The sequence below is a fragment of the Streptomyces rimosus subsp. rimosus genome, assembly GCF_000720725.1.
Classification (GTDB): Bacteria; Actinomycetota; Actinomycetes; order Streptomycetales; family Streptomycetaceae; genus Streptomyces; species Streptomyces rimosus_A.
Genome location: NZ_JOCQ01000095.1, coordinates 16,714 through 33,034, shown reverse-complemented (window position 1 = coordinate 33,034; position 16,321 = coordinate 16,714). Strand labels below are relative to the sequence as shown.

General features: G+C 69.7%; 20 protein-coding genes and 5 tRNA genes. 18 read left to right on the top strand and 7 right to left on the bottom strand.

The genetic code is table 11. The features are described 5' to 3' along the window. Positions 1-2,334 (bottom strand): sensor histidine kinase (locus IH45_RS0133905; RefSeq protein ID WP_030677538.1); only part of this gene is annotated, 2,334 nt, incomplete at its 3' end. Between the two features lie 616 nt (positions 2,335-2,950). Between IH45_RS0133905 and IH45_RS0133900 the strand changes: the two genes are divergently transcribed. The 3 genes from IH45_RS0133900 (at position 2,951) to gltX (ending at position 5,499) form a co-directional block, all read left to right on the top strand. Continuing rightward, entirely contained in the window at positions 2,951-3,181 is a 231-nt protein-coding gene (locus IH45_RS0133900) for a hypothetical protein (RefSeq protein WP_030677537.1), read from the top strand. An 85-nt stretch (positions 3,182-3,266) separates the two neighbouring features. Continuing rightward, positions 3,267-4,028 (top strand): fumarylacetoacetate hydrolase family protein, encoded by a 762-nt coding sequence (locus IH45_RS0133895; protein WP_030677535.1) that lies wholly within the window; start codon positions 3,267-3,269, stop codon positions 4,026-4,028. Next, complete coding sequence (gene gltX, locus IH45_RS0133890) at positions 4,021-5,499, top strand: glutamate--tRNA ligase (RefSeq protein ID WP_030677534.1); 1,479 nt, start codon at positions 4,021-4,023, stop codon at positions 5,497-5,499. The genes IH45_RS0133895 and gltX overlap by 8 nt, the downstream gene beginning before the upstream one ends. A gap of 94 nt (positions 5,500-5,593) precedes the next feature. Here the strand turns inward: gltX and IH45_RS0133885 are convergent, their stop codons facing one another. Then, positions 5,594-5,929, bottom strand: a complete 336-nt coding sequence (locus tag IH45_RS0133885) for a DUF6247 family protein (RefSeq protein WP_030677532.1) — start codon at positions 5,927-5,929, stop codon at positions 5,594-5,596. After that, on the bottom strand, positions 5,926-6,225 hold the full coding sequence (locus IH45_RS0133880) for a hypothetical protein (RefSeq protein ID WP_030677530.1): 300 nt from the start codon (positions 6,223-6,225) through the stop codon (positions 5,926-5,928). Before IH45_RS0133880 ends, IH45_RS0133885 begins: the two co-directional genes overlap by 4 nt. 127 nt (positions 6,226-6,352) lie before the next feature. On the opposite strand from IH45_RS0133880, the gene IH45_RS0133875 reads away from it, so the two are divergent. Genes IH45_RS0133875 through IH45_RS1000000147185 form a run of 3 tightly spaced genes read left to right on the top strand, consistent with a single transcriptional unit; the run spans position 6,353 to position 7,613 of the window. Further along, on the top strand, positions 6,353-7,204 hold the full coding sequence (locus tag IH45_RS0133875) for a helix-turn-helix domain-containing protein (protein ID WP_030677529.1): 852 nt from the start codon (positions 6,353-6,355) through the stop codon (positions 7,202-7,204). A gap of 12 nt (positions 7,205-7,216) precedes the next feature. Next, a complete protein-coding gene (locus IH45_RS0133870) occupies positions 7,217-7,402 on the top strand; it encodes a DUF397 domain-containing protein (RefSeq protein ID WP_030677527.1) in 186 nt (61 codons plus the stop codon). A 4-nt stretch (positions 7,403-7,406) separates the two neighbouring features. Beyond that, on the top strand, positions 7,407-7,613 hold the full coding sequence (locus tag IH45_RS1000000147185) for a DUF397 domain-containing protein (RefSeq protein WP_078897904.1): 207 nt from the start codon (positions 7,407-7,409) through the stop codon (positions 7,611-7,613). 237 nt (positions 7,614-7,850) lie between these two features. On the opposite strand, the gene IH45_RS0133865 is transcribed toward IH45_RS1000000147185, so the two are convergent. Continuing rightward, positions 7,851-8,150 (bottom strand): hypothetical protein, encoded by a 300-nt coding sequence (locus tag IH45_RS0133865; protein WP_030677525.1) that lies wholly within the window; start codon positions 8,148-8,150, stop codon positions 7,851-7,853. Between the two features lie 138 nt (positions 8,151-8,288). On the opposite strand from IH45_RS0133865, the gene IH45_RS0133860 reads away from it, so the two are divergent. The 6 genes from IH45_RS0133860 (at position 8,289) to IH45_RS0133835 (ending at position 9,618) form a co-directional block, all read left to right on the top strand. Further along, positions 8,289-9,014, top strand: coding sequence for an HAD family hydrolase (locus IH45_RS0133860; RefSeq protein ID WP_030677523.1), 726 nt, complete (start codon positions 8,289-8,291; stop codon positions 9,012-9,014). Positions 9,015-9,101: 87 nt separating this feature from the next. Beyond that, positions 9,102-9,173: transfer RNA gene (locus IH45_RS0133855), tRNA-Gln, on the top strand. Positions 9,174-9,211: 38 nt separating this feature from the next. Beyond that, positions 9,212-9,284: transfer RNA gene (locus IH45_RS0133850), tRNA-Glu, on the top strand. 63 nt (positions 9,285-9,347) lie between these two features. Continuing rightward, positions 9,348-9,420, top strand: a tRNA-Glu gene (locus tag IH45_RS0133845). A gap of 16 nt (positions 9,421-9,436) precedes the next feature. Next, positions 9,437-9,508: transfer RNA gene (locus tag IH45_RS0133840), tRNA-Gln, on the top strand. A 37-nt stretch (positions 9,509-9,545) separates the two neighbouring features. After that, positions 9,546-9,618 (top strand) — tRNA-Glu (locus tag IH45_RS0133835). A gap of 60 nt (positions 9,619-9,678) precedes the next feature. Here the strand turns inward: IH45_RS0133835 and IH45_RS0133830 are convergent. Continuing rightward, entirely contained in the window at positions 9,679-10,326 is a 648-nt protein-coding gene (locus tag IH45_RS0133830) for a MerR family transcriptional regulator (RefSeq protein ID WP_030677520.1), read from the bottom strand. Between the two features lie 86 nt (positions 10,327-10,412). Between IH45_RS0133830 and IH45_RS0133825 the strand changes: the two genes are divergently transcribed. After that, positions 10,413-10,904 (top strand): DUF4188 domain-containing protein, encoded by a 492-nt coding sequence (locus IH45_RS0133825; protein ID WP_030677517.1) that lies wholly within the window; start codon positions 10,413-10,415, stop codon positions 10,902-10,904. A 108-nt stretch (positions 10,905-11,012) separates the two neighbouring features. On the opposite strand, the gene ndgR is transcribed toward IH45_RS0133825, so the two are convergent. Further along, positions 11,013-11,729: an IclR family transcriptional regulator NdgR gene (gene ndgR, locus IH45_RS0133820; RefSeq protein ID WP_003984709.1), complete on the bottom strand. Its 717-nt coding sequence runs from the start codon at positions 11,727-11,729 to the stop codon at positions 11,013-11,015. A gap of 172 nt (positions 11,730-11,901) precedes the next feature. On the opposite strand from ndgR, the gene leuC reads away from it, so the two are divergent. From leuC to IH45_RS0133795, 5 genes are all read left to right on the top strand, one after another. Continuing rightward, entirely contained in the window at positions 11,902-13,332 is a 1,431-nt protein-coding gene (gene leuC, locus IH45_RS0133815; protein ID WP_030677514.1) for a 3-isopropylmalate dehydratase large subunit, read from the top strand. Between the two features lie 3 nt (positions 13,333-13,335). After that, the gene (leuD, locus tag IH45_RS0133810; RefSeq protein ID WP_030677511.1) at positions 13,336-13,929 is read left to right on the top strand and encodes a 3-isopropylmalate dehydratase small subunit; all 594 of its coding nucleotides are present in this window, start codon (positions 13,336-13,338) and stop codon (positions 13,927-13,929) included. Between the two features lie 135 nt (positions 13,930-14,064). Beyond that, a complete protein-coding gene (locus tag IH45_RS0133805; RefSeq protein WP_030677508.1) occupies positions 14,065-14,310 on the top strand; it encodes an SCO5555 family protein in 246 nt (81 codons plus the stop codon). Positions 14,311-14,435: 125 nt separating this feature from the next. Beyond that, positions 14,436-15,155 (top strand): HU family DNA-binding protein, encoded by a 720-nt coding sequence (locus IH45_RS0133800; protein WP_030677505.1) that lies wholly within the window; start codon positions 14,436-14,438, stop codon positions 15,153-15,155. Positions 15,156-15,302: 147 nt separating this feature from the next. Next, positions 15,303-15,524, top strand: coding sequence for a hypothetical protein (locus IH45_RS0133795; protein ID WP_030677494.1), 222 nt, complete (start codon positions 15,303-15,305; stop codon positions 15,522-15,524). Here IH45_RS0133795 and cofC read toward each other — a convergent pair. After that, entirely contained in the window at positions 15,505-16,227 is a 723-nt protein-coding gene (gene cofC, locus IH45_RS0133790; RefSeq protein WP_078897903.1) for a 2-phospho-L-lactate guanylyltransferase, read from the bottom strand. The genes IH45_RS0133795 and cofC overlap by 20 nt on opposite strands. Between the last annotated feature and the right edge of the window lie 94 nt (positions 16,228-16,321).

The following is a 16,321-nucleotide window of genomic DNA, read 5'->3' as shown; positions in this document are numbered from 1 at the left end:
GCCCGGGGCGCCGAACGCGCCCGCACCCGGACCGCCCTGGCCGCCGGGGACGCCCGGACCGCCGCGGCCCGGCAGCGCCGGACGCGCGCCGCCCGCGCCGACCTGGCCGCGCGGCTGGAGACCGGCGAGGCGGTTGGCGGAGGCGTTCGGGGTGCTGGGCAGGCCCTCGCCGTGCCCGGCGCCCGGACCGCCCTTGCCCGGCTGCGGCTTCTTGCCGCCCTGGGCGACGTCGACCGGCAGCATGACCAGCGCCGTCGTACCGCCCGAGTCGGACGGCCGCAGCTGGATACGGATGCCGTGCCGCAGCGACAGGCGGCCGACCACGAACAGACCCATGCGGCGGGAGACCGAAACGTCCACCGTCGGCGGGCTGGCCAGCCGCTCGTTGATCGCGGACAGGTCCTCGGGCGACAGGCCGATGCCGGTGTCGTGGATCTCGACCAGGACGCGGCCGTCGGGCAGCGCGTGACCGGTCACCTTGACCTTGGTCTGCGGCGAGGAGAAGGAGGTGGCGTTCTCCAGCAGCTCGGCGAGGAGGTGGACGAGGTCGTTGACGACCCGGCCGGCGACCTCGGTCTGCGGGACGGCGCTCAGTTCGATGCGCTCGTACTGCTCCACCTCGGAGGCGGCGGCGCGCAGCACGTCGACCAGCGGGACGGGGCGCGTCCAGCGGCGGCCCGGCTCCTCGCCCGCGAGGACGAGGAGGTTCTCACCGTTACGGCGCATACGGGTCGCCAGGTGGTCCAGCTTGAACAGCGAGGACAGCTGGTCCGGGTCGGCCTCGCGGGACTCCAGTTCGGAGATGAGCGACAGCTGGCGCTGGATCAGGCCCTGGCTGCGGCGCGAGAGGTTGGTGAACATCGCGTTGACGTTGCCCCGCAGCAGCGCCTGCTCGGACGCCAGGCGGACGGCTTCGCGGTGCACGTCGTCGAAGGCCGCGGCCACCTTGCCGATCTCGTCGCGGCTGTGCACGCCGACCGACTCGACGGAGGTGTCCACGTCCTGCGGGTCCGACTCGGACAGCTGCTTGACCAGCTCGGGCAGGCGCTCCTGGGAGACCTTCTGCGCGGTGTCCTGGAGGCGGCGCAGCGAGCGCACCATGGACCGGGACACGACGAACGCGCCGATCAGCGAGATGCCGAGGACCAGCAGGATCATCGCACCGTTGATGATCGCTTCCCGCGTCGCCTCGTTGCGCAGCTCGCGGGACATCTGCTCCATCTGCGAGAGCAGCGAGCTCTCGATCTTCGACATCTCGTCGATCTTGACGGTGTCGGTGTCGTACCAGTCGAGGTACTTGTAGTCCTCGCTGCGGATGCCGTTGTCGCTGGCAAACGCCCGGTGCGCGAAGGCGACGGCCGCCTTGATGTCGTCGTTGTTGCCGTCCAGGCCCTTGGTCAGGTCGCTGGCGCCCTCGGAGATCTGGGAGAAGCGGTCGCGGGCCGCCTTCTCGTTGTCCTCGGCGGTACGGCCGGAGAGCCGGTCGTTGGAGGACAGCTGCGGGCCGCCCTTGTGCGCGAGGCCGGCGCTGACGATCGCGCGCTGCATCGACGCGTACTCCTTGGCGGAGGAGAACGCCGCCAGCGCACGGGTCGAGCGGATCATCTCCGGGTTGCTGGTCGCCTGCGCCATGTCCTGGGACAGCGCGAGCAGCGAGGTGATCAGCTGGTTGTAGCTGCTGACGGTACGGGCCGAGTTGTCGGCGTCCTTGTACGCGTTGTTGCGGATCTCGTTGAGCGTGTTGAGCTGACGCCCGATGTCCAGCAGGGTCGCCTGGACGCCGGCCATCGCCGGGTCGTCGCGCTGGATGCTGCCGGTGGCCTTGTTGAACGCCAGCTTCGCGCGGTCGGTGGCCTCGCGGGGCGCGACGACGTTGGCGTCGTCCTTGATGTTGCCGCTGCCCGCGATCGGACCGGCCGACTTGTCCCGCTCGACCTGGAGCGCGTCGGCCAGCTCGGTGGCCTGCCGCGTCATCTCGGTGAGCAGCTGCATCTTGTCGAGCTGGTCGATGTTCTCCAGCGACGTGTTGATGCGCATGCCGCCCAGCGTGGTCGCGGCGATGACGGGGAGCGCCAGCAGGGAGACCAGGCGGGTGCTGATGCGCCAGTTGCGCATGGCGATGCGCGCGCCGGGGCCGCTCGGCTCCTTGGCGTCCTTGGCCGGCTTGGGCGCGGCGCCGTCGGCGGAGTCACCCGCGGCGGCCGGGCTGCCGCCCGGGCCATGCTGGGGCGAGGAGGCGCGGTCGCTCCCGCCGCGCAGCTCCGGGTCCGCCGCAGCTTCCCCTTGGCCCTGGCGGGCCTGGGGAGACCCATCCCTCTTGAAACGTCCCTGCACTAGCGTCGCAACCTCTGGACCAGGCGTCCCTCCGCGTCAACGGCGGGACGGTTGTCGAGTCGTAGGGGACCGGAGCCCCCGTTTGGCGGTCGTGAGTGACCGGCGAGCTGCCCTCTCTGGCCGAGAGAGCGGCACCACCGCGCGGCGCTTCGCTGCGCCCCCTGCGCGCCGTCCGGCGGCGGCGGTCCGTGGAATTCCAGCACAGTGCCGGATCTCCAACAAGGGCGGTGCGGTCCCCCGTGACATGCGTGACGCAATGTACGGGACACGTCACCACGCGTAGAGCGTGGCGCGGCTGATAACGGACTTATGTCCGCGAGTCGCTCACCCGCGCCCCCTGTCCCAGGCGTGTCCCAGGTGCGGTGATCGGGAGCGGAACATGGGCTTCAATCCAGCAATGTCCGTTTCGCCCGTGGATGTTGATCATGGGAAATGCGGCATTTGTCACACACTTCGTGAGCAAACTCACAGGCGCCGTGTCGACTTTCCCGAAGCGCCGCGGGGAATAGCGCGCATAGCCTGACGCTTTACACAGTTGCCCGAAATGACAAGGCCGCAATCCCCGGACTTTCCGGAGCGGCCCTGTTTCCCGACGTCCCTACGCGAGGCCCGAGCAGTGAAGACCACGATGATGTTCCGCAACATAGCCAACCCGCGGCGCACCACCCTCGCGCACCTCAAGGATGCCGACGAGCTGCGGACCGCCGCCGAGGCCCCGGAGCACGCCGTCGAGCTGCCCACGCAGACCGCCAACCCGCGCCGCACCATCCTGAAGGTCGCCCCCGCGCCGCACACGGTTCCCGCGCAGGCCGCCGCGCCGGACGCGGCCGTGGACGCGGCCGTATAACAAAGGGGAGGCGGGCCGGCCGCGCCCCCGCGATAGCCTGGAGTGTCAACTCCGGCCAGTGATCAATGAGGGGCAGCGGCAACCCGTGCGCATCGCCAGATTTTCCATCGACGGCAACGTCGGCTTCGGCGTCCTCGACGGCGACGAGATCGACGTCATCAAGGGACATCCTTTCGCGGAATTCGAGCGCTCGGGTCACAAGGTCCCCTTGGACAAGGTCCGCCTGCTGCCCCCGGTCCTGCCCAACAAGGTCGTCGCGGTCGGCCGCAACTACGCCGAACACGCGCGCGAGCTGGGCAACGAGGTCCCGGACGTGCCGGTCACCTTCTTCAAGCCGTCCACCTCGGTGATCGGCCCCGGCGACCCGGTGCTGTACCCCTCCTTCTCCCAGGAGGTCCACCACGAGGCGGAGCTCGCCGTCGTCATCGGCCGCATGTGCCGCGAGGTTCCGCGCGAGCGCGTCAAGGACGTGATCCTCGGCTACACCTGCGCCAACGACATCACCGCGCGCGACGTACAGCAGCGCGAGTCCCAGTGGGCGCGGGCCAAGGGCTTCGACACCTCCTGCCCGCTCGGCCCCTGGGTCGAGACGGAGCTGGACCCGAGCGACCTGACGATCATGTGCACCGTCAACGGCGAGCAACGCCAGCTGGGCCGCACGAGCGACATGGTGCGCTCCGTCGAGGACCTGATCGTCCACATCACCGAGGCGATGACGCTGCTCCCCGGCGACGTCGTCCTCACGGGCACCCCGGCCGGGGTCGGCCCCCTCCAGGACGGCGACGAGGTCGCCGTCCACATCGAAGGCATCGGCACTCTCACCAACAAGGTGATCAAGCGTGGCTAACGCGTCCCCCGTCCGCGTCCGTTTCTGTCCCTCCCCGACCGGCAACCCCCACGTGGGCCTGGTCCGCACCGCCCTGTTCAACTGGGCCTTCGCCCGGCACACCCAGGGCACCATGGTCTTCCGCATCGAGGACACCGACGCGGCCCGCGACTCCGAGGAGTCCTACAACCAGCTGCTCGACTCGATGCGCTGGCTGGGCCTGGACTGGGACGAGGGCCCCGAGATCGGCGGCCCCCACGCGCCGTACCGGCAGTCCCAGCGCATGGACCTCTACAAGGACGTCGCGCAGAAGCTGCTCGACGCCGGCCACGCCTACAAGTGCTACTGCTCCACCGAGGAGCTGGACGCCCGCCGCGAGGCTGCCCGCGCCGCCGGCAAGCCCTCCGGGTACGACGGCAAGTGCCGCGCGCTGACCGCCGACGAGATCACCGCGTACGAGACCGAGGGCCGCGAGCCGATCGTCCGCTTCCGCATGCCGGACGAGCCGATCACCTTCACGGACCTGGTCCGAGGCGAGCTGACCTTCACCCCGGAGAATGTCCCGGACTACGGCATCCTCCGCGCCAACGGCGCGCCGTTGTACACCCTGGTCAACCCGGTCGACGACGCCCTGATGGAGATCACCCACGTCCTGCGCGGCGAGGACCTGCTCTCCTCCACCCCCCGCCAGGTGGCCCTGTACAAGGCCCTGATCGACCTGGGCATCGCCAAGTCGATCCCGCTCTTCGGCCACCTCCCCTACGTCATGGGCGAGGGCAACAAGAAGCTCTCGAAGCGCGACCCGCAGGCGTCCCTCAACCTCTACCGGGAGCGCGGCTTCCTCCCGGAAGGCCTCCTCAACTACCTCTCCCTCCTCGGCTGGTCCTTCTCGGCAGACCAGGACGTCTTCAGCATCGACGAGATGGTCGCGGCCTTCGACATCGCCGACGTCAACGCCAACCCGGCCCGCTTCGACCTGAAGAAGGCCGAGGCGATCAACGCCGACCACATCCGGCGCCTCGACCCGAAGGCCTTCGCCGAGGCCTGCCGCCCCTGGCTCCAGGCCCCCCACGCCAACTGGGACCCGGCCGACTTCGACGAGGCGGCCTGGCAGGCCATCGCCCCCCACGCCCAGACCCGCCTGACGGTCCTCTCCGACATCACCGCCAACGTCGACTTCCTCTTCCGCAAGGAGCCGGTCGAGGACGAGGCGTCCTGGACGAAGGCGATGAAGGGCGACCCGGTGGCCCTCCTCACCACCGCCCGCGAGAAGCTCTCGGGCGCCGACTGGTCCAGCGCCGACGCCCTCAAGGAGGCCGTCCTGGCCGCCGGCGAGTCCCACGGCCTCAAGCTCGGCAAGGCCCAGGCCCCGGTCCGCGTGGCCGTGACCGGCCGGACGGTCGGCCTCCCGCTCTTCGAGTCCCTGGAGATCCTGGGCAAGGAGCGGACGCTGGCGCGGATCGATGCGGCGCTGGGGAAGCTGGGGGCGTAACGCGGCTGCTGTTACGCCGTAGCTCTTACTCCGTACGCCGAAAGGGCGGCCACCGGGTGTCGGTGGCCGCCCCTTCGTATGTGGCGGGGCCGGGTCATACAGTCACCGGACCGACATCGATGGGGTTGTTGTCGGCGTCGTACGCGTTGCCCTCGGCGTCCCGGAAGACCATGCCCTCCGTGTCCCCTTCCGCCAGGCGCTTGGCCATCTGCTCGGCCTGATCCAAGTAGCCCGGCGTCGCGCACGCGCACGCGAAGGGGAACCACTTGTCGACGACCCGGTCCAGCTCCGTACGGTCGGCATCCGGCGCCGCGTTGAGCCAGTCCTGCTCGAAGTACCGCAGCCAGTCCGGGCGCCGCTGCAATGCCGCGCGAATGGCGTCCGGAGTCCGCTCGCAGGCGTTCCGGTCCACTTCGATTTCTCTGTTCATGCCCCGGGCCATACGACGCTCCCCACAACCCCCGGCCGCAAGGAGGCGAACCGGGCCGCGCGGTCCGGCGCCGTCACCGACATCCGGAAGCCACAGCCCACGGCGGCGACATCCGCCCGCCCGTCCTCGTAAACGAGCCCCCACGCGGCAACCCGCGCGTCCCGCAGCCCGCCGACGGCGTACTCCTCGACGACGGCGAACAGGCGGGGCGCGCTGGCGTTGACGAGATCCTGGATCTCTTGGGCGAAGCCTTCGGGAGGGTCGGGGAGGGGCGGGGTTGGGGATACGGTGGTCATGTGAACTCTCCTGACGATGTGCGGAGTTGGTGTCTGGTATAGCTATATCTGAAAGCGCATAGAACTATGCGGAATCGGCGGAAGGTATCCGTATTTCACTCGTGTGAGGGATCGAGGAGAGCGACCTGTGGCCGTAACTGGACCGCCTACGCTGCGTCAGCGTCGGCTGGGCGCCGAGCTACGCCGACTGCGTGAACGAGCGGGTTTGAGTTCGACGGACGCCGCCGCAATGATCGGTATCCAGCAAGCACGCATGAGCATGGTCGAGGCTGGGCGGCACGGAGTCAGCGCCGATCGCGTGCGCGCGATGGCGCGTGGCTACTCCTGCGACGACGATCGCCTGGTTGAGGCTTTGGTGTCCATGACGGGGCGCCGCGAGCGGGGTTGGTGGGACGAGTACCGGGAACTGCTGCCCGCGTCCGTCGTCGAAGTGGCGGAATTCGAGCACCACGCTTCCGCTATGCGTGTGGCTGTGATGGCATCGATGCCGGGGCTCCTGCAGACTTCTGAGCACGCGCGAGCCATGTTCCGGCGCCGCGTCCCCGCGCTCCGCCCACATGAAGTGGAGCATCGGGCGACATTCCGCATGAAGCGCCAAGCTGTGTTGTACGTCGATCCGCCGACGCCGTACACCGCTGTGATCCACGAGGCGGCACTGCGGCTGGAGTACGCCGGTGCCGACATCACTCGACAGCAACTTCTCTACCTGGGCGAGATGAGTGAGCGGCCCAATGTGTCCGTCCGGGTCATCCCCTTCGGCGCGAACGACTTTCCCGCCGTCGGGCAGCCGATCACGTACGCCGCCGGCCCGCTCCCGCAGCTCAGCACGGTCGCTCTGGACGCAGACCACGGCTGCGAGTACCTCTACGCGGAGGCGCAACTCGATCGCTATCGCGCGGTCTTGGACCGGATGGAAGAGGCGGCACTGCCGCCAGGCAAGAGTCGTGACTTCATTCGCCGCATCGCCAAAAGCATCTGAAAAGGGTGGAAAATGCTCGCATGGCAGAAGTCATCGTTCAGCACTGACGCCGTCAACTGCATACGCATCGCCGCCGCGCCCGACGGCACCGTGCGCCTCCAGGAGAGCGACGCACCGGAGGTGATCCTTGCGGCCACGCGCGAGGGGCTGGCCGGGTTCATGGCGGCGATCAAGGGCGGAGTGCGGATCGGGCGGTGAAGGGATGAGGCAGCCGCTCCGACTGACCTGGCGGAAGTCCTCGTACAGCAACGAGGGCGTGAACTGCGTACACGTAGCCGCCGTGCCTGACGGGACGGTGCGCCTGCGGGAAAGCGATGACCCGCGGGTAATCCTCTCGGCCACCCGTGAGGAGTTGGCCGGGCTCGTGGCGGCGCTGAAAGGGAGGCGGGGCGCACCATGGACTGCCTGACCTGGCAAATCTCCTCGTACAGCAACGCGGGTGCGAACTGCCGCCCCTGACGGCACCCTCCGCCTCCGCGAGAGCGACACCCCGGAGGCAATCCTCCTCTTCATCCGCAACAGCCTGGCCGCGATCAAGGGGCACGGGGCACGCCCACCCGTACGTAACCGCTGAGCACGCGCAAGGGTTCGGCGGGCCGACCCCCGCCCGCCGAACCCCACGCCCCCTTCGGCGCGCGAGCGCGCCTCAGCACACCTCGACGCGCTTGTACTTGCCCCAGTCGCTGTGGTGCCGATAACTCGCGCCGTTCTTCAGTGTGTGGCAGTCGAACGGGCCGAACGAGCCGACCACACGGACGCGCATGGTGCGGCCGCACGTGTTCTCGACGCGGGCTTCCCAGTAGCGGCCCACCACCGTGAAGACGTTGCGCTTGACGCAGGACGGCGCCGTGCCGTTCGCGGATGCCGGTGCGGCGGTCACCAGGCTTCCGAGGCCCAGGCCGGCCACGGCCATCCCCACCACGGCGGCACGCTTCATGTCGATCACTGGTCGATCACTCCCCGTTGGTTTCCGGACGGGGCGCGGTTCTCGGCGCCCCGGCAGGGCGACAGCATGCCATGACCTTGACGTGCGCAGGGCAAAAACTCGGGACCTCGCGCGGCCCGTGCCGGTACGGTCGGTTCCATGACCATCGATGCCGTCCTCTGGGACGTGGACGACACCCTCTTCGACTACACCGGGTCCGACCGGGCGGGGGCGCTGCGCCACATCGAGACCGAGGGGCTGCTCGGGCAGTACGCGGACGAGGAGTGCGCGCTCGGGCGGTGGCGGGAGTGCATGGAGGTGGCCTTCGCGCGGTTCCTCTCCGGGGAGGTGGGGTTTCTGGAGCATCGCCGGGAGCGAGCGCGGTCTTTTCTGGGGACGCCGTTGAGCGATGACGAGGCCGATGCCTGGTTCGGGCGGTACGTCGCGCTCTACGAGGCGGCCTGGACGCTGTTCCCGGATTCCGCTCAGGCCCTCGCGGATCTGGCGCCGCTGGCCCGGCAGGGCGTGCTGTCGAACTCCTCCGTCGCCAATCAGGACCGCAAGCTGCGGGCGCTCGGCATACGTGATCACTTTGAGGTGGTGCTGTGTGCCGATGAGGTGGGGCACGCGAAGCCGGCGGCGGAGGCGTTCCGGGCGGCCTGTGATGCGCTGGGGCTGGCGCCGGAGCGGGTTGTCTACGTGGGGGACAGGCTGGACGTGGACGCCATCGGGGCGCGGGACGCCGGGCTGGGCGCGGTGTGGGTGGACCGGGCCGGGGGGCGTGGGGACGTGCCGGACGGGGTGACGCGGATCGAGGGGCTCGCCGAGCTGCCCTCCCTGGTGCGCGGCCTTATCGGTTTTGGAGCGTCGTCCACCTTCGGGTAATGTTCTTTCTGCGCCGCCCGGGCGGGCCGAAAGGCCGGACCGGGAAGCGCAAGCCGAACAAGACTCCCACAGGGAGTTGCGTTCTGGTGGGCTATGGTGTAATTGGCAGCACGACTGATTCTGGTTCAGTTAGTCTAGGTTCGAGTCCTGGTAGCCCAGCAAGAGATCTTCTGAAGGTCTCTTGATCGCAGTACCAGGCCCCCGTTGTGTAGCGGCCTAGCACGCCGCCCTCTCAAGGCGGTAGCGCCGGTTCGAATCCGGTCGGGGGTACAGATCCTTTCTCTCCGTCGCCTTCGGGTCGCTCCCGGATGCGACGATGCAAGGATCGCTAGGGCCCCCGTTGTGTAGCGGCCTAGCACGCCGCCCTCTCAAGGCGGTAGCGCCGGTTCGAATCCGGTCGGGGGTACTGGTCTAAACCACCATGGGCTATGGTGTAATTGGCAGCACGAGTGATTCTGGTTCATTTAGTCTAGGTTCGAGTCCTGGTAGCCCAGCGCGAAACCGCAGGTCAACCGCGGTTCTGCAGAGCAAGCCCCCGTTGTGTAGCGGCCTAGCACGCCGCCCTCTCAAGGCGGTAGCGCCGGTTCGAATCCGGTCGGGGGTACGCGTAAGGAAAGGCCCTTCCCGGTAGGGAGGGGCCTTTTCGCATGGGCCCGGGCCCGCCTCACGCGTCGCCGCGGAACCGCCGGTACGACTCCTCCGCCTCCGCCAGCCGCCGCAGGCTCAGCAGTACCGGTTCGAGCAGTACGGTCAGCGCCACCGCGGCCTCCACCTGCTCCGCCGGCGTCTCGTACTCCTCCACCAAATCCAGGTCCGCGACGGCCAGTTCACCCGCGATCCGGGCGTACGGCAGCACGCTCTCCACGGCGTGCGGATAGCCGAGCCGGGCGAGCGCGGCCAGGGCGTTCACCAGCATCCCGTACGCGGGGGAGGCAGGCCCCATCTCCAGCCCGTACTGCCAGCCGAGGCGGTGCAGCAGCTCGTCCGCCGTCCGGCGCGCGGTGGCGGTCTCCGGGGCCTCCTGCGCGGGTCCGGGGTCGTGCGGCAGGGCCCATACGGCCGCGCCGAGGCGCATGTGGTGGTCCAGCGACTCGTCCTCCACCGCGGCCAGCACCTCCCGCGTGGTGGCCACCGGCATCTTCCCGACCTGGACCAGCGCCCGCACCAGGCGCAGCCGGCGCAGGTGGGAGTCCCCGTACTCGGCCGTGGTGGCGGTGATCCGCTCGCCCGGCGGGAGCAGGCGTTCCCGCAGGTAGTACTTGATCGTCGCGGTGGGCACCCCACTGCGTTCGCTCAGTTCCGCCAGTCGCATACCGGTTGCGCCCTTCCTTGGAGAGTGTCACTATCCAAGCATGGATAGTGGAGCTATCCAAAGAGTGGAGAGGCAGGGGGATCGCCATGGGGGACAAAAAGAAGAACGGGGTCGTGCCGGGGCGCGCGGTGGTGGACACCGACGGGGAGGTGGTCGTCTTCATGATCGGGATGCGCATCAACCGGCTCCGGTCGGTGCGGAGTTGGCTGCCGGCCCTGCTCGCGATGCCGCCGATGCTCAAGGAACTGGCGCGCGACCGGAGTTCGGGGCTGCTGGGGTACCGGGCGCTGGGCGGCGGCCCGCGTTCCTTCGGCGTCGTCCAATACTGGGAGTCGCGGGAGAAGTTGTACGCGTACGCCGCCGACCCGGACAAGGAGCACCGCCCCGCGTGGGCGGCGTTCAACCGCCGCGCGCGGCGCGGTGAAGGGGGAGTCGGGATCTGGCACGAGACATACGTCGTGCCGGCGGGTGCGTACACCACGTTCTACAGCTGGATGCCGCCGACCGGGCTCGGCGCCGCGTACGGCGTCACGTCCGGCCGTCGCGGAGCGCGGAATACGTCCGTGGCCGTGGCGTAAGGCGTCATACGGCCGACCGGCCGGTGCGGGCGTCGGCGTCCGCACCGGCCGGTCGGTGTTCTGGCAGGTCGGCAGGTGTTCCGGCGGGTTGGCAGGTATTCCGGCTGGTCAGCCGGTACGGCGCAGCGCCTCGCTGAGCCGGGCCGCGGCGTCGATGACCGCCTGGGCGTGCATCCGGCCCGGGTGGCGCGTCAGCCGCTCGATCGGTCCGGAGACCGAGACGGCGGCGACCACGCGGTTGGAGGGGCCGCGTACGGGCGCGGAGACCGACGCCACGCCCGGCTCCCGCTCGCCGATCGACTGGGCCCAGCCCCGGCGCCGTACGCCGGACAGGGCGGTGGCCGTGAAACGCGCGCCCTGGAGGCCGCGGTGCAGCCGCTCCGGCTCCTCCCAGGCCATCAGGATCTGGGCCGCCGAACCGGCCTTCATGGGGAGCGTGGAACCGACCGGGACGGTGTCCCGCAGTCCGGACAGCCGCTCCGCCGCGGCCACGCAGATGCGCATGTCGCCCTGGCGCCGGTAGAGCTGCGCGCTCTCGCCCGTCACATCGCGCAGGTGGGTGAGCACCGGTCCGGCCGTGGCCAGCAGGCGGTCCTCGCCGGCCGCCGCGGCCAGCTCGGAGAGCCGCGGGCCCAGGATGAACCGGCCCTGCATGTCCCTCGCCACCATCCGGTGGTGTTCCAGTGCCACGGCCAGCCGGTGGGCCGTGGGCCGTGCGAGACCGGTCGCCGTGACCAGCCCGGCGAGGGTGGCCGGACCGGACTCCAGAGCGCTCAGTACCAGAGCTGCCTTGTCGAGAACGCCGACGCCGCTAGAGTTGTCCATGCAACGATACTCGCGTCTCACACTGTGAAACGCAAGTTCAAAGTTCCGGGGAAGCCGCCAATCTGTAGTCACGGCCCCCGACCAGGGCCGGGCACGACGTCCGGAACCGGGGGACGGGCGCTGCGCACACAGTCGAGTTGGGCCGGCGATGCGGCCGGCCGGAGGGAAAGCGATGGGACGGACACTCGCGGAGAAGGTCTGGGACGACCATGTCGTCCGGCGCGCGGAAGGCGAGCCCGACCTCCTCTTCATCGATCTCCACCTGCTGCACGAGGTCACCAGCCCGCAGGCGTTCGACGGCCTGCGCAAGGCCGGCCGCCCGGTGCGGCGCACCGACCTGACCATCGCCACCGAGGACCACAACACCCCCACCCTCGACATCGACAAGCCCATCGCCGACCCGGTCTCGCGCACCCAGCTGGAGACGCTGCGCAAGAACTGCGCGGACTTCGGCGTACGGCTGCACCCGCTGGGCGACGTGGAGCAGGGCGTCGTCCACGTGGTGGGACCGCAGTTGGGACTGACCCAGCCGGGCACCACCGTGGTCTGCGGCGACAGCCACACCTCCACCCACGGCGCGTTCGGCGCGCTGGCCTTCGGCATCGGCACCAGCCAGGTCGAGCACGTGCTGGCCACCCAGACGCTGCCGATGGCGCCGTTCAGGACCATGGCCGTCACCGTCGAGGGCGAGCTGCCCGACAGTGTCACCGCCAAGGACCTGATCCTCGCCGTCATCGCCCGGATCGGCACCGGCGGCGGCCAGGGCTACGTCATCGAGTACCGCGGCGAGGCCGTCGAGAAGCTCTCGATGGAAGCTCGGATGACCATCTGCAACATGTCCATCGAGGCGGGCGCCCGGGCCGGGATGATCGCCCCCGATGAGACCACCTTCGCGTACCTCAAGGGGCGCCCCCATGCCCCCGAGGGCGCGGACTGGGACGCCGCCGTCGCGTACTGGCGGACCCTGCGCACCGACGACGACGCGGTCTTCGACCACGAGGTCGTCATCGACGCCGCGGAGCTGGCGCCGTTCGTCACCTGGGGCACCAACCCCGGGCAGGGCGCGCCGCTTTCGGAGCGGGTCCCCGACCCCGCTTCGTACGAAGACGCATCGGAGCGGTACGCCGCCGAAAAGGCCCTGGAATACATGGGGTTGACGGCGGGGCAGCCGCTGCGCGACATCCGGGTGGACACCGTCTTCGTAGGTTCGTGCACCAACGGGCGGATCGAGGACCTGCGCTCCGCGGCCGAGATCGTACGGGGCCGCCGGATCGCCGACGGGGTGCGCATGCTCATCGTCCCCGGCTCGGTGCGGGTCGCCCTCCAGGCGGTCGAGGAGGGCCTCGACAAGGTCTTCACCGAGGCCGGTGCCGAGTGGCGGCACGCCGGCTGCTCGATGTGCCTGGGCATGAACCCGGACCAGCTGGCCCCCGGCGAGCGCTCCGCCTCCACCTCCAACCGCAACTTCGAGGGACGGCAGGGCAAGGGCGGCCGCACCCACCTGGTCTCGCCTCAGGTCGCCGCCGCAACGGCGGTTCTCGGCCATCTGGCATCGCCGGCCGATCTGTCCGACGCCGACGTACGCACGCCCGCGGGAGTCTGAACCATGGAAGCCTTCACCACCCACACCGGCCGGGCCGTCCCGCTGCGCCGCAGCAACGTGGACACCGACCAGATCATCCCGGCGCACTGGCTCAAGAAGGTCACCCGCGACGGCTTCGAGGACGGGCTCTTCGAGGCCTGGCGCAAGGATCCGCAGTTCGTGCTGAACCAGGAGGCGTACCGGGGGGCGACCGTCCTGGTCGCCGGCCCCGACTTCGGCACCGGCTCCTCGCGCGAGCACGCGGTGTGGGCGCTGCAGAACTACGGCTTCAAGGCCGTCATCTCGTCGCGTTTCGCGGACATCTTCCGGGGCAACTCGCTGAAGAACGGACTGCTGACCGTGGTGCTGCCGCAGGAGACCGTCGAGGCGCTGCAGCAGCTCGCCGAGACGGACCCCGCGGCCGAGGTCACCGTCGACCTCGTCGGCCGGCAGGTCCGGGCACCGGGCATCACCGCAGGGTTCGAGCTGGACGAGAACGCGCGTTGGAGGCTGCTGGAGGGCCTGGACGACATCAGCCTCACTCTTCGGGAGGAGGAGGCCATCGCCCGGTACGAGGCGAACAGGCCGTCGTTCAAGCCGCGTACGGTAGTAGTCTGACCTCGGGTTTTTTGGCTCAAAGCCTTATTGCGTACGATGCGCCCCTTGCTGGTTGGCAGGGGGCGCATCGGCGTGTGAAGGCGTCTGTTGAGGCCCCGTGAAGCGACAACTCGCCGCAGATGGCACAATTAGCGCATGGAACGCGACGACCAACTCGAGCTCTACGGTCTCGTCGCCGACCGTCTCAAGACCGCACACACACGAGTGCGGACACTGCAAGTCCCGGAGGGCGTACGCATGGCGCTGACCCGGAAGCTGCTCGTCATCACGGCGGCGGCGAAACACGATCTGGCGGACGCGGCAAGGCGTCTGGAGTGGTTCATGAACGACCTCGACGAGGGTCGCTTTCCCGAAGACGTGCACGCCGACGGAACTCCGTGAAGGTCGAGTTCGTTGCGGCACAAGGGTGATTAGCCCGTTTCGTGTTTGATTTGCGGTATATATCTGCCTAACGTGCGAAAAGGCTTGAACACTTTCGTTCCAGCAATGTCTCCGAAGGGGAAGACGTGAACAAGGCGCAGCTCGTAGAAGCCATTGCCGACAAGCTCGGCGGCCGCCAGAACGCCGCCGACGCGGTGGACGCGGTACTGGACGCAATCGTCCGTGCAGTTGTCTCCGGCGACCGCGTATCGGTCACCGGTTTCGGCTCGTTCGAGAAGGTGGACCGTCCGGCCCGCTACGCCCGCAACCCGCAGACGGGTGAGCGGGTACGGGTCAAGAAGACCTCGGTGCCGCGTTTCCGCGCGGGTCAGGGCTTCAAGGACCTGGTCAGCGGCTCGAAGAAGCTCCCGAAGAACGACGTGGCCGTCAAGAAGGCTCCCAAGGGCAGCCTTTCCGGTGGTACTTCCACCCGCTCGACCGTGAAGAAGGCCGCGGCCAAGAAGGCCACCACCGCCAAGAAGACGGCGGCGAAGACCACGGCCACCGCCAAGAAGGCCACGCCGGCGAAGAAGACGGCGACGGCGGCCGCGAAGAAGGCGACGCCGGCGAAGAAGACCACCGCCACGGCGAAGAAGTCGGCGGCCAAGAAGACCACGGCCACCGCCAAGAAGGCCACCACGGCGGCGAAGAAGGCCACCCCGGCCAAGAAGGCCACCACCACGGCCAAGAAGGCCACCGCCAAGAAGACCGCGCCCGCGACGAAGGCGACGGCGAAGAAGGCCCCGGCCAAGAAGGCGACGGCCCGCAAGACCACCGCCAAGAAGACCACCGCCCGCAAGCGGTAATCAGCAGCGGCGACGCCACGCGTCGGGCCGGACTCCCCCCGGGGAGCCCGGCCCGCGGTGCGTCGTGCCCCGTGCGCGGCGCGCCCCGCGCCGGTATCCGGCGCCGTCCGGGGCGGCCGGACCGCGGGTGCCGATTAGGGTGGCGGTATGCAGGCCACCGCGTACACCTACGACGCCCAGACCCGTTCCGGCAGCGTGCTGCTCGACGACGGCACGCCGCTGCCCTTCGACGCGGCGGCCTTCGACGCGGGCGGTCTGCGGCTGCTGCGGCCCGGCCAGCGGGTGCGCATCGACGTCGAGGGCGAGGCCGGCAGCGCTACGGAAACCGACGGGCGCCGCATCGTGCTCGTCACGCTCCAGACGTTCTGACGCCTTCCAGGCCTGTTTCGAGACCTGTTTTCAGGCCCGCTTCCAGGCCCGCGCGGTCCCGTATCCGCGGCACCCAGCGGGCGGTGTGCGGCCCCACGCCCAGCTCCAGCGCGGCCAGCAGGTCCGCGCCGGTGTCCACGTCCCGGCGGACGGATTCGGTGTCCGGCAGCACGATCTCGTGCGCCCCCGATTCGCGGTGCCGCGCCCGGGACGGCCCCCCGAAAGCGGGCGCCAATTCCACTCCGGGAGCCGCGGACAGCAGCGTCGTACCGATTTCCGCCGCATCCGCGAGAAATGCCCGGGGAAATGCGGCGGCGGCCGCCAGCACCCGGCGCAGTTCCGCCGGGCGCAACGCCGGGAGATCCGCGTTCAGCGCCGCCACGGCCGCCCCGGCGCGCCGCTCGCGCACCTGTGCCGCCCCATGGGCCAGCGCCGCGTTCAGGCCACGGCCCGGAACGTCCGCGACGACGCGCGCGCCGAGGGCCGTAAGCCGTTCCCCGGCCGGCGGATCGTCCGTGACAACCGCCACATCCACGACGTCTTCGCAGGCCAGCGCGGCCGACACGGTATCCAGCGCGAACGCCAGTGCCAACTGCGGCCGCAGCCGTTCCCCCACCGCCCCGGACAGCCTGCTCTTCGCCCGTACCAGGGGTTTCAGCGGGACGACCAGGCTCCATCCGGCGTCCGCTCCATCACTTCGCATCGCCCTCATTCTCACCTGCCGTCACCGCCATCCGTGAGTGGCGGGGTTACGGTGTTCTCGACATAGCGGGTACCTGGGGCGACACTTGTGCGGC